At 61.8% G+C, this 10,167-nt stretch carries 16 protein-coding genes and 1 pseudogene; 15 read left to right on the top strand and 2 right to left on the bottom strand.

The features are described 5' to 3' along the window. The 15 genes and pseudogenes from EPN31_RS07680 to ggt form a co-directional block, all read left to right on the top strand. A pseudogene (locus EPN31_RS07680) lies at positions 1–118 on the top strand (elongation factor Tu); the annotation flags it as partial. Between the two features lie 55 nt (positions 119–173). Beyond that, positions 174–485 (top strand): 30S ribosomal protein S10, encoded by a 312-nt coding sequence (rpsJ, locus tag EPN31_RS07675; protein ID WP_291771496.1) that lies wholly within the window; start codon positions 174–176, stop codon positions 483–485. 243 nt (positions 486–728) lie between these two features. Further along, positions 729–1,418, top strand: a complete 690-nt coding sequence (rplC, locus tag EPN31_RS07670) for a 50S ribosomal protein L3 (protein ID WP_291771493.1) — start codon at positions 729–731, stop codon at positions 1,416–1,418. Positions 1,419–1,420: 2 nt separating this feature from the next. Next, entirely contained in the window at positions 1,421–2,044 is a 624-nt protein-coding gene (rplD, locus tag EPN31_RS07665) for a 50S ribosomal protein L4 (RefSeq protein WP_291771490.1), read from the top strand. Continuing rightward, entirely contained in the window at positions 2,041–2,337 is a 297-nt protein-coding gene (rplW, locus tag EPN31_RS07660; RefSeq protein WP_291771487.1) for a 50S ribosomal protein L23, read from the top strand. Before rplD ends, rplW begins: the two co-directional genes overlap by 4 nt. Continuing rightward, a complete protein-coding gene (gene rplB, locus EPN31_RS07655) occupies positions 2,338–3,165 on the top strand; it encodes a 50S ribosomal protein L2 (protein ID WP_291771484.1) in 828 nt (275 codons plus the stop codon). Positions 3,166–3,175: 10 nt separating this feature from the next. Continuing rightward, the gene (gene rpsS, locus EPN31_RS07650; protein WP_291771481.1) at positions 3,176–3,451 is read left to right on the top strand and encodes a 30S ribosomal protein S19; all 276 of its coding nucleotides are present in this window, start codon (positions 3,176–3,178) and stop codon (positions 3,449–3,451) included. 3 nt (positions 3,452–3,454) lie between these two features. Further along, the gene (gene rplV / locus EPN31_RS07645) at positions 3,455–3,784 is read left to right on the top strand and encodes a 50S ribosomal protein L22 (protein WP_291771477.1); all 330 of its coding nucleotides are present in this window, start codon (positions 3,455–3,457) and stop codon (positions 3,782–3,784) included. A gap of 9 nt (positions 3,785–3,793) precedes the next feature. Continuing rightward, the gene (gene rpsC, locus EPN31_RS07640) at positions 3,794–4,573 is read left to right on the top strand and encodes a 30S ribosomal protein S3 (protein ID WP_291771474.1); all 780 of its coding nucleotides are present in this window, start codon (positions 3,794–3,796) and stop codon (positions 4,571–4,573) included. A gap of 2 nt (positions 4,574–4,575) precedes the next feature. After that, positions 4,576–4,992 (top strand): 50S ribosomal protein L16, encoded by a 417-nt coding sequence (gene rplP, locus EPN31_RS07635; protein WP_291771471.1) that lies wholly within the window; start codon positions 4,576–4,578, stop codon positions 4,990–4,992. Positions 4,993–5,001: 9 nt separating this feature from the next. Next, positions 5,002–5,193 carry a 50S ribosomal protein L29 gene (rpmC, locus tag EPN31_RS07630; protein WP_291771466.1) on the top strand — a complete coding sequence of 64 codons (192 nt, stop codon included), beginning with the start codon at positions 5,002–5,004 and terminating at the stop codon, positions 5,191–5,193. 1 nt (position 5,194) lies between these two features. Further along, entirely contained in the window at positions 5,195–5,476 is a 282-nt protein-coding gene (gene rpsQ / locus EPN31_RS07625) for a 30S ribosomal protein S17 (protein WP_291771463.1), read from the top strand. A gap of 221 nt (positions 5,477–5,697) precedes the next feature. Beyond that, complete coding sequence (locus EPN31_RS07620; protein ID WP_291771460.1) at positions 5,698–5,967, top strand: CopG family ribbon-helix-helix protein; 270 nt, start codon at positions 5,698–5,700, stop codon at positions 5,965–5,967. Further along, on the top strand, positions 5,967–6,242 hold the full coding sequence (locus EPN31_RS07615; protein ID WP_291771457.1) for a type II toxin-antitoxin system RelE/ParE family toxin: 276 nt from the start codon (positions 5,967–5,969) through the stop codon (positions 6,240–6,242). Before EPN31_RS07620 ends, EPN31_RS07615 begins: the two co-directional genes overlap by 1 nt. Positions 6,243–6,265: 23 nt before the next feature. Then, positions 6,266–8,092: a gamma-glutamyltransferase gene (gene ggt / locus EPN31_RS07610; protein ID WP_291771454.1), complete on the top strand. Its 1,827-nt coding sequence runs from the start codon at positions 6,266–6,268 to the stop codon at positions 8,090–8,092. 72 nt (positions 8,093–8,164) lie between these two features. On the opposite strand, the gene EPN31_RS07605 is transcribed toward ggt, so the two are convergent. Both EPN31_RS07605 and EPN31_RS07600 read right to left on the bottom strand, forming a co-directional pair. After that, entirely contained in the window at positions 8,165–9,328 is a 1,164-nt protein-coding gene (locus EPN31_RS07605) for a mandelate racemase/muconate lactonizing enzyme family protein (RefSeq protein WP_291771449.1), read from the bottom strand. 7 nt (positions 9,329–9,335) lie between these two features. After that, positions 9,336–10,167: GMC oxidoreductase (locus EPN31_RS07600; protein WP_291771446.1), on the bottom strand; the 832-nt coding region annotated here is incomplete at its 5' end.

Genomic DNA, 10,167 nt, shown 5'->3' with positions numbered 1-10,167 from the left:
CGTGACGATGACGGTGCAGCTGATTGCGCCGATCGCCATGGAGGAAGGCCTGCGCTTTGCCATCCGCGAGGGTGGTCACACCGTGGGTGCCGGCGTCGTCGCCAAAATCATCAAGTAATTGATGCCTCGGCGGGGGTGTTGCCCCCGCCGGCTTTCGTTCTTTAGGGATTCCCATGAAAAGCCAGAAAATCCGCATCCGCCTGAAGGCGTTCGACTACAAGCTGATCGACCAGTCCGCCGCCGAAATCGTCGAGACGGCGAAGCGCACTGGCGCCGTGGTCCGTGGCCCCGTGCCGCTGCCTACGCGCATCCGTCGCTATGATGTGCTGCGTTCGCCGCACGTCAACAAGACTTCCCGCGATCAGTTCGAGATGCGCACCCATCAGCGCCTGATGGACATCGTCGATCCCACCGACAAGACCGTGGACGCATTGATGCGTCTGGATCTGCCGGCGGGTGTGGACGTCGAGATCGCGCTGCAGTAAATCCCGTCCGGGGCGCCAGTCCGGTGCCTCGCCGGAACGACGCCATGTCTTCGGGCATGGCGTTTTTGTTTGAATGACCCCAGTGAGCCTTGCCCATATGGGTGGATCGTGATACGATCTAGAGCTCCGCCGTCTATTTTGGCGATTTTTGCTGTGCGTCTCCGCCCAGCAGCGCAGTACCTAGCCCCGGCCAATCGTAGTCGGGAATGAAAACTGTGGGGAAAACACCCCCCGGAGAAAACAATGTCGAATTCGACACCTACGCCCGCAGCCTGGCAGCTCGGGCTCGTGGGGCGCAAGGTTGGCATGACCCGCATCTTTACCGACGATGGCGAGTCCATCCCGGTCACGGTGCTGGATGTGTCCAACAACCGCGTCGCCCAGGTCAAGACGCCTGAAATCGACGGCTACGCGGCAGTGCAGCTTGCTTATGGGACCCGGCGCGCCACACGCGTGACCAAGGCTCTGGCAGGCCACTTCGCCAAGGCCGGCGTCGAGGCTGGCAGCACCCTGAAAGAATTCCGCCTGGATCCGGCCAAGATCGCCGATTTCACGGCCGGTTCGGTCGTGACGGTGGAGTCGGTCTTCGAGGTCGGCCAGCAGGTCGACGTCACCGGCACCACGATTGGTAAAGGCTTTGCCGGCACCATCAAGCGCCACCACTTCAAGTCACAGCGGGCCTCGCACGGCAATTCGCGTTCGCACCGTGTCCCTGGCTCGATCGGCCAGGCCCAGGATCCGGGCCGCATTTTCCCCGGCAAGCGCATGTCCGGCCATCTGGGCGATGACACCGTCACCGTGCAGAACCTGGACGTGGTGCGCGTGGATGTCGAACGCGGGCTGCTGCTCGTGCGCGGCGCCGTTCCCGGCCACAAGAATGCCGACATCGTCGTGCGCCACGCCGTCAAGGCGACACCCAAGAAAGGAGCCTAATCATGGAACTCAAGCTCCTGAATGATCAGGGTCAATCCTCGGCCACCGTGGCCGCTGCCGACGAAATCTTCGGCCGCGACTTCAACGAGGCCTTGGTGCACCAGGTCGTGGTCGCCTATCAGGCCAACGCCCGTACCGCCGACCGCGCGCAGAAGAATCGCCGTGACGTCAAGCACTCCACCAAGAAGCCCTGGCGCCAAAAGGGCACCGGCCGTGCCCGCTCGGGCATGACGTCCTCGCCAATCTGGCGTGGGGGTGGTCGTACGTTCCCGAATTCTCCGGACGAGAACTTCAGCCACAAGGTCAACAAGAAGATGTACCGCGCGGGTCTGCGCGCCATTTTTTCGCAACTCGTGCGTGAAGACCGTCTGGCCGTGGTGGAATCGTTCGCGCTCGAATCTCCGAAGACCAGGCTGGCCGCTGCCAAGCTGAAGGACCTCGGGATCAACGAGTCCGTCCTGATCATCACCGATGCGTTGGACGAAAACGTCTATCTCGCGACGCGCAACCTGCCGCATGTGGCGGTGATTGAAACGCGCTACGCCGATCCGCTGTCCCTGGTCCACTACAAGAAAGTGCTGATCACGAAGCCGGCGATCGCCCAACTCGAGGAGTTGCTGGGATGAATGCCGAACGTTTGATGCAAGTCATTCTGGCGCCCGTCGTGACGGAAAAGTCCACGATGCTCGCCGAAAAGAACAACCAGGTCATCTTCCGCGTCGTTGCGGATGCCACCAAGCCGGAAATCAAGGCTGCCGTCGAACTGCTGTTCAAGGTCGAGGTCGCCTCCGTCCAGGTCGCCAACCGCAAGGGCAAGGAAAAGCGCTTTGGCCGCTTCATGGGCCGTCGTCGCAATGAGCGCAAGGCCTATGTGTCCTTGAAGGCCGGCCAAGAAATCGACTTCTCGGAGGTCCACTAAATGCCGCTGATCAAAGTCAAGCCTACCTCGGCCGGTCGCCGGGGCATGGTCAAGGTCGTGCACCCCGAGCTGCACAAGGGACCCGCCCACGGCCCGCTGCTGGAAAGCCAGTCGCGCCAGTCCGGCCGCAACAACAATGGCCACATCACCGTGCGCCATCGGGGCGGTGGTCACAAGCAGCACTACCGTGTCGTCGATTTCCGCCGCAACAAGGACGGTATCGTGGCGAAGGTCGAGCGCCTGGAATATGACCCCAACCGCACCGCGCACTTGGCGCTGCTGTGCTACGCCGATGGCGAGCGCCGCTACATCATTGCACCGCGCGGGCTGGAAGTCGGCACCAAGGTCGTCTCCGGCCTCGAAGCTCCGATCCGCGTCGGCAATACGCTGCCCATCCGCGCCATTCCGGTCGGCGCCACCATTCACTGCGTGGAACTGCTGCCTGGCAAGGGCGCCCAGATGGCCCGTTCGGCCGGCGCTGCTGCCGTGCTGCTCGCCCGTGAAGGCGTCTACGCACAGGTTCGTCTGCGCTCCGGCGAAGTCCGCCGCGTGCACATTGATTGCCGCGCTACCATCGGTGAAGTCGGCAACGGCGACCATAGCCTGCGTCAGATCGGCAAGGCCGGTGCTACTCGCTGGCGCGGGATTCGTCCTACGGTTCGTGGCGTGGTCATGAACCCGGTGGATCACCCGCACGGTGGTGGCGAAGGCCGCACTGGCGAAGGCCGCGTACCGGTCAGCCCGTGGGGTACCCCCACGAAGGGCTATCGGACCCGTCGAAACAAGCGCACGGACAATATGATTGTCTCGCGTCGCAAGCGGAAATAAGAGGCGAGCTATGTCACGTTCGATCAAAAAAGGCCCGTTCGTCGATGCGCATCTGATCAAGAAGGTCGATGCCGCCGTCGGAGGCAAAGAGAAAAAGCCGATCAAGACTTGGTCGCGCCGTTCCACCATCCTGCCCGAATTCATTGGGCTGACGATTGCCGTGCACAACGGCCACCAGCACGTTCCCGTCTACATCAACGAGAACATGGTCGGCCACAAGCTCGGCGAATTCGCCCTGACGCGGACCTTCCGGGGTCACGCGGCGGACAAGAAGGCCAAGAGGTAAGCCATGGAAACTAGCGCAGTCATTCGCGGCGTCCATATTTCCGCTCAGAAGACCCGCCTGGTGGCGGATCTGATTCGCGGCAAGTCCGTGGCGCACGCACTGAACATCCTGACGTTCAGCCCCAAGAAGGCGGCAACGATCCTGAAGAAAGCACTGGAATCGGCCATCGCCAACGCGGAGCACAACGACGGTGCCGATATCGACGAGCTCAAGGTCACGACGGTCTACGTCGACAAGGCCCAGTCGATGAAGCGTTTTTCGGCTCGTGCCAAAGGCCGTGGCAACCGCATCGAAAAGCAGACCTGCCACATCGTGGTCAAGGTCGGGGCTTAAGGAGTCACAATGGGACAGAAAATTCACCCGATTGGGTTCCGCCTCGCGGTCAACCACAACTGGACTTCACGCTGGTACGCCAACGACAAGGTCTACGGCAGCATGCTGGCCGAAGACATCCGTGTTCGTGAGTACCTGAAGAAAAAGCTCAAGCAGGCCTCTGTGGGTCGCATCATTATCGAGCGCCCGGCCAAGAACGCCCGCATCACTGTCTACTCGGCTCGTCCGGGGGTGGTGATCGGCCGTCGCGGCGAGGACATCGAGAACCTGAAGACTGATCTGCAGCGTCTGATGGGCGTGCCCGTGCATGTCAACATCGAGGAAATCCGCAAGCCGGAAACCGACGCCCAGCTCATCGCCGATTCGATCGCCCAGCAGCTTGAAAAGCGCATCATGTTCCGCCGCGCCATGAAGCGCGCCATGCAGAACGCCATGCGCCTGGGTGCCCAGGGCATCAAGATCATGAGCTCCGGCCGGCTGAACGGTATCGAGATCGCTCGCACCGAGTGGTATCGCGAAGGCCGCGTGCCGCTGCATACGCTGCGCGCGAACATCGATTACGGCTTTTCGGAAGCGCAGACGACCTACGGGATCATCGGCATCAAGGTCTGGGTCTACAAGGGCGACATGCTGCCCAACGGCGAAATGCCCCCGGAGACCGCTGCCCCGCGCGACGAGGAACGCCGCCCGCGCCGTCCGCGCAGCGACCGTCCGGGCCGTCCTGGTGGTCGTGGCCGTGGTCCGCGCCGTGATGCGGCTTCTGCTGCGCCGGCGCCTGAAGGAGAATAAACATGCTGTCACCCGCTCGCAGGAAGTATCGCAAAGAGCAAAAAGGCCGCAACACCGGCCTGGCCACGCGCGGCGCACAGGTTTCCTTTGGCGAATTCGGTCTGAAGGCTACGGGCCGTGGCCGACTGACTGCTCGCCAGATTGAAGCCGCCCGTCGTGCGATCAACCGCCACATCAAGCGTGGCGGCCGCATCTGGATTCGCATTTTCCCGGACAAGCCGATTTCGCAGAAGCCCGCCGAAGTCCGGATGGGTAACGGCAAGGGCAATCCGGAATTCTGGGTCGCCGAAATCCAACCTGGCAAGGTGCTGTACGAAATGGAAGGCGTGGATGAAACCACCGCCCGTGAAGCGTTCCGCCTGGCCGCTGCCAAGCTCCCCATCGCCACGACCTTCGTGTCGCGTCGCGTGGGCGCCTAGGAGTCCAACATGAAAGCCAGTGAACTGCGCGAAAAAGACGCCGCCGGGCTGCAGTCCGAGCTCGAGAGCCTGCTGAAGGCACAATTCAACCTGCGTATGCAGCGTGCCACTCAGCAGCTTTCCAACACCAGTCAATTGGGGAAGGTTCGCCGCGATGTCGCGCGCATCCGCACCATCATGACTGAGAACGCAGGAAAGTAATATGACACCCTCAACCGAGAAGAGCACCACCAAGCGTCAACGTACGCTGGTTGGCAAGGTCGTCAGCAACAAGATGAACAAGACGGTCGTCGTCAGCGTCGAGACCCGCGTCAAGCACCCCGTGCTGGGCAAGTTCGTCAAGCGTTCTGCCAAGTACAAGGCGCATGACGAAAGCAACCAGTACAACGAGGGCGATACCGTGGAAATCGCCGAAGGCCGCCCCATCTCCAAGACCAAGTCCTGGACGGTGGTGCGCCTGATCGAGGCCGTGCGCATCATCTGATCGGCCCTACGCAAAAAAGGCCGGCAAGCCCCTGACGAGGCCTGCCGGCCTTTTTCTTGGCCAGCTATCGGCACGCCATTGATCGATTCACGTCCAATCGTTATGATTAAAGATGAATCGGTGTGCCGGCCGAGTGTGGAATAGGGTGACAATCCCTGGACGATCGGGCGGTGACTGGCCGTCGGTACAACCGAATCTCGGAGGCTTGAAGGAGGCCAGGTATGACACAGGTGACGACCAAGGTGATGACGGCGCATGTGCCGCTTTCATTGGCTGATAGGGTTGACCAGATGGCGGCCCGGCTCGAACGCTCTCGTGGCTGGATCGTGAAGCAGGCGCTTTCCGCGTGGGTCGCACAAGAAGAGGAACGCGATCGCCTGACCCTGGAAGCGCTCTCTGATGTGGATGCCGATCGCGTGGTCGATCATCGGATGGTAGATGCGTGGGCCCAAAGCCTCGGTACGGATCAGTCGCTTCCGATACCGCGCTGATGGAGCTGAAATGGACAGGCAAGGCGCTTTCAGATTTGGCGCGCCTGCATGATTTTCTAGCGCCGGTGAGCGGCCCCGCAGCCGCTCGAGTCGTGCAAGCACTCGTTGAGGCTCCTGGAGTTTTATTGACCCATCCGCGCCTGGGCGAGCAGCTATTTCAGTTCAGCCCCCGAGAAGTCAGACGAATCCTTGCCAGAAATTACGAGATCCGCTATGAGGTCTCAGGTCCTTTGATATTCGTGCTGCGGGTCTGGCACACGCGTGAAGCTCGCTGAGCAAGAATCCTGGAGGTTTTTCCATGCGCGCTGTTCGTTCCTGGCTGGCGGTGTTGCTGGCTGCCGTACTGTCCGCTTGTGCGGTTCCTGGGACGCGGAGTGTCGACGTGGCCGCTGGATCTTCGGTGCCGCCGACAAAGTGGGTTGCTCCGGGGCCCGTCTCGGCCGCCCCCCCGACCACGCCGGCGGCGCTCACGGCCGCAGCAGCCTACGACTACGACATGGATATCTTCCATCCGGTCGTGGCGCATCACGGCATGGTGGCAACCGAGAATGGGCTGGCGAGCCAGGCGGGGCTGGAAATCCTGAAAGCTGGCGGCAATGCCGTGGATGCGGCCGTGGCAGTGGGCTTCACGCTGGCGGTGACGTTACCCAATGCCGGAAACCTGGGCGGCGGCGGATTCATGATGGTGCATGAGGCGAAGACCGGCCAGGATATTGCGCTGGACTTCCGTGAGATGGCGCCCGCCCATGCTTCGCGCAACATGTATCTGGATGCCCGGGGCAATGTGGTCAGCGGCCGATCGCTGTTCACGCCGCTGGCGGTGGGTGTGCCCGGGACCGTTGCAGGCCTCACGCACGCACTGCAGCACTGGGGGTCGTTGCCGCTCTCGCGGGTCATGGCGCCCGCGATCCGTCTTGCCGATCGAGGCTATCCGGTCAGCGCGACGCTGGCCGATGCGCTGCAGAAGTCCGCGAAGACCATGGGCCAGTGGCCGGAGACGCGCGCCATCTTCTGGCGCAATGGTCAACCGCTGAAAACCGGTGATCGCCTGGTGCAACCGGATCTGGCGGCCTCGCTGCGGCGTATTGCTCACGATGGTGCCGCTGCCTTCTATCAGGGGACCATCGCGCGCAAGATCGCGGCCGAGATGGCCCAGCACGGCGGGCTGATTTCGCTGGCGGACCTGCGCCACTACAAGGCCGTGGAGCGCAAACCCATCGTGGGCGAATATCGCGGTTATCGGGTGGTGACCATGCCCCCACCCAGTTCGGGTGGCGTCCATCTGGTGCAGATCCTGAACATGATGGAAGGCTGGCCGGTGCATGACTGGGGCGCGGCTAGCGCGCAGACGATTCAGCACATGGCCGAGGCGATGAAGCTGGCCTATGCCGATCGCTCCAAGTATCTGGGCGACACGGACTTCGTCAAGGTGCCGGTTGCCGGCCTGGTCTCGAAAGCCTATGCCAGAAGCCTGGCAGCCGCGATCAGCGCCACACATGCCCGGCCTTCGTCCGACATCCAGCCGGGCCACCCGCAGCCCTACGAAAGCGACCAGACCACTCATTATTCCGTCGTGGATGCAGCGGGCAACGCAGTGGCGGTGACCTATACGCTGAACACGAACTTTGGGAGCGGCATCGTGGCAGCCGGCACGGGGATCCTGCTGAACAACGAGATGGATGACTTCTCGGCCAAACCGGGCGTAGCCAACGTCTATGGTCTGATCGGCGGCGACGCCAATGCGATCCAGCCGGGCAAACGGCCGTTGTCCTCCATGACGCCTACCATCGTGCTGAAGGACGGCCGGCCCTGGCTCGTGACTGGCAGCCCCGGCGGGGCGCGCATCATCACCACCGTTCTGGAGACCGTGGTGGACGCGATCGACTTTGGCATGAATCCCGCCGAGGCCGCTGCCACGCCGCGCTTCCACCACCAGTGGTGGCCGGACGAGCTACGCGTGGAGAAAGGCATCAGTCCCGATACGCTGGCGATCCTGCGCAGCTACGGCCAGCACGTAGTGGTCAAGCCCACCATGGGCAAGACGCAGACCATTCAGATCGTGGACGGTATGCTCTACGGGGCGTCGGATCCGCGCAATCCAGACGGGGCGACGCTCGGGTATTGAGGGAGGATCCGCCGGATTCGCAGACTGCTGTTGACTCCGAACACTTCGCGTTGGCGAGGGGGTTCAATGTACTCAAGCTGCCGTACATGTCAGCTTCCTGAACTCCCTCACCGAGCAAAAGTCAGGTTCTACGCCCAATCCAGCAGCATCGGAGAGAGTGACTACCCCGTCCTTTGGCTGGAGTAGCTGCGACCCTATCACGCTTCGCAACGGGTTCGGGTTGGCATCAACCTCCACATAACCATCGTGCCCTATGCTCGCTTTGAGATGCATGGAGGCTAAGAGACCAATGCCGCCACCAAGCCAATGAGGGCAGAAGATTCTCCCCTCTCGAACTGCGTACGCCGCGACCGGCAGGCATCCGCTGAATCCTCCCCATTTGCCGATATCGGGCTGGATGACGTTCAGGGTGCCTCCATCCACCGCGGCTTTAAAAGCTCGCGCGCCACGCAGGTTCTCGCCGGCGGCCAGCGGGATATGAGTGGCTTGGGCCAGGTGACGCCACGCATCGGGAGGAGAATCGGCGCGAATCGGCTCTTCTATCCATTGTGGATCAAACGGGGCGAACTGCGGACATAGGCTGAGTGCAGTATCAAGCGACCAAGCCTGGTTGGCGTCTACCATGAGCACGGCACTCGGCCCAAGCGCTTCACGCATTGCGCGAAAATTAGCCAAATCGTGTTGTGCGTCAAACCCGATTTTGAGTTTAAAGGCACGGTATCCCTCAGCTTGCTTGCGTCTTGCAACCTCCACGGGATTCTGTGGATTAATACCGGACGCATAGACCCGCACGTCCGGGGTGCCGCCAAATATTTTCCAGAGCGGCCGGCCCTGGCGCCTGGCCACGAGATCCCAGAGCGCGATGTCGAGCCCAGCGATGCATTGAGCGATGGTGCCGGGTTCGCCTGTTTGTATTCCGAGCACCTCAAGTTGTTGACCGACGGCCTGAAAGGCCTGCGTCGGATGTTGCCAGGGCTGAGCCTTCAGCAAGGGCGCGATGCATGCGGCCACCATGCGCGCCCGGTGTTCGGCTCCGACGTTTGGGAAGTTGCACCAGATCTCTCCCCATCCATGTGCGCCTTGGTCGTCTTCCAGCCGTACGAACACCGCAGGTCGGTCGCGCATTTCCCCAAAAGAGGTCTGAACGGGCTCTACGATGGGGATTCGATAGACCTGCGCTTCCACCTTGACCAGATTGATCGGCGGGTACTGCGGAAAGCAATAGGGGGGAAGCACTGCTCCATCATGCGGCATGCTCGCGCCTCGCGTTACTTGGAATTTGGCCCAGAACGATGGCTGCCCCGCGCTCCCCAATCATGATAGACGCTGCATTGGTGTTCGCAGAAATAATCTCTGGCATGACCGAGGCATCTATGACGCGAAGCCTTTGGATGCCTTGCACCTGAAGGGTCGGGCTGACGACCGCGCGATTATCGGACCCCATGCGGCAGGTTCCCACTGGGTGGAAAACGGTGCCGCCGATCTCACGTACGGAGTCAAGTAGGTCGGCCCGGCTCTTGCGCGTAGCGCCGGGTAGTACTTCTGCATCAATCAGGCCGTGAAACGCCGACTGGTGGTAGATCTCTCGGAGGATCTCAACTCCGTCCACGAGAGCGTTGCGGTCGAGTTCCTCGCTCAGATAGCGCGATTCGATCTTTGGAGGAGCCGACGGGTCGGCGGACTGGATGGTAAGCCGTCCCTTGGACGTGGGACGGCACTGGCAGGCTGACGCAGTGAATCCCGAATAGTTGTGCAGCGGTGTTCCGGGCTTGTCGACAGACAGCGGCATCACATTGAATTGCATATCTGCTCGCCCGGCTGTCGCATGCTGCGTGCTGACGAAACCACCGACTTGGCCAGCTCCGACAGTCAGGGGGCCGCGGTTTTGAAGGAGCCACTGCAACCCCATGGACGCGAGCTTGAAAGGGTTGCGTACGTCGTCGTTAAGCGATAGCTTGTCTTTCAGGCGAACGATCGTACGCGCTTGATAATGGTCTTTCAGGTTTTCGCCCACGTCTGGGGCATCTACCAGCACGTTGATGCCGTACTTGCGCAGTATGTCGGCCCCGCCGACA

This window comes from Castellaniella sp. (assembly GCF_004321985.1).
In the GTDB taxonomy this organism is placed as follows: Bacteria; Pseudomonadota; Gammaproteobacteria; order Burkholderiales; family Burkholderiaceae_B; genus Castellaniella.
This window is presented reverse-complemented; position numbering and strand designations above follow the sequence as displayed.

What these genes read in the sequence shown, in the direction of transcription:
- ggt (WP_291771454.1), top strand. Translation starts at nt 6,266, where the DNA reads ATGCGCGCTGTTCGTTCCTGGCTGGCGGTGTTGCTGGCTGCCGTACTG.
- rpmC (WP_291771466.1), top strand. Translation starts at nt 5,002, where the DNA reads ATGAAAGCCAGTGAACTGCGCGAAAAAGACGCCGCCGGGCTGCAGTCC.
- rpsJ (WP_291771496.1), top strand. Translation starts at nt 174, where the DNA reads ATGAAAAGCCAGAAAATCCGCATCCGCCTGAAGGCGTTCGACTACAAG.
- rpsQ (WP_291771463.1), top strand. Translation starts at nt 5,195, where the DNA reads ATGACACCCTCAACCGAGAAGAGCACCACCAAGCGTCAACGTACGCTG.
- rplD (WP_291771490.1), top strand. Translation starts at nt 1,421, where the DNA reads ATGGAACTCAAGCTCCTGAATGATCAGGGTCAATCCTCGGCCACCGTG.
- rplW (WP_291771487.1), top strand. Translation starts at nt 2,041, where the DNA reads ATGAATGCCGAACGTTTGATGCAAGTCATTCTGGCGCCCGTCGTGACG.
- rpsS (WP_291771481.1), top strand. Translation starts at nt 3,176, where the DNA reads ATGTCACGTTCGATCAAAAAAGGCCCGTTCGTCGATGCGCATCTGATC.
- rplC (WP_291771493.1), top strand. Translation starts at nt 729, where the DNA reads ATGTCGAATTCGACACCTACGCCCGCAGCCTGGCAGCTCGGGCTCGTG.
- rpsC (WP_291771474.1), top strand. Translation starts at nt 3,794, where the DNA reads ATGGGACAGAAAATTCACCCGATTGGGTTCCGCCTCGCGGTCAACCAC.
- rplP (WP_291771471.1), top strand. Translation starts at nt 4,576, where the DNA reads ATGCTGTCACCCGCTCGCAGGAAGTATCGCAAAGAGCAAAAAGGCCGC.
- EPN31_RS07615 (WP_291771457.1), top strand. Translation starts at nt 5,967, where the DNA reads ATGGAGCTGAAATGGACAGGCAAGGCGCTTTCAGATTTGGCGCGCCTG.
- rplB (WP_291771484.1), top strand. Translation starts at nt 2,338, where the DNA reads ATGCCGCTGATCAAAGTCAAGCCTACCTCGGCCGGTCGCCGGGGCATG.
- EPN31_RS07620 (WP_291771460.1), top strand. Translation starts at nt 5,698, where the DNA reads ATGACACAGGTGACGACCAAGGTGATGACGGCGCATGTGCCGCTTTCA.
- rplV (WP_291771477.1), top strand. Translation starts at nt 3,455, where the DNA reads ATGGAAACTAGCGCAGTCATTCGCGGCGTCCATATTTCCGCTCAGAAG.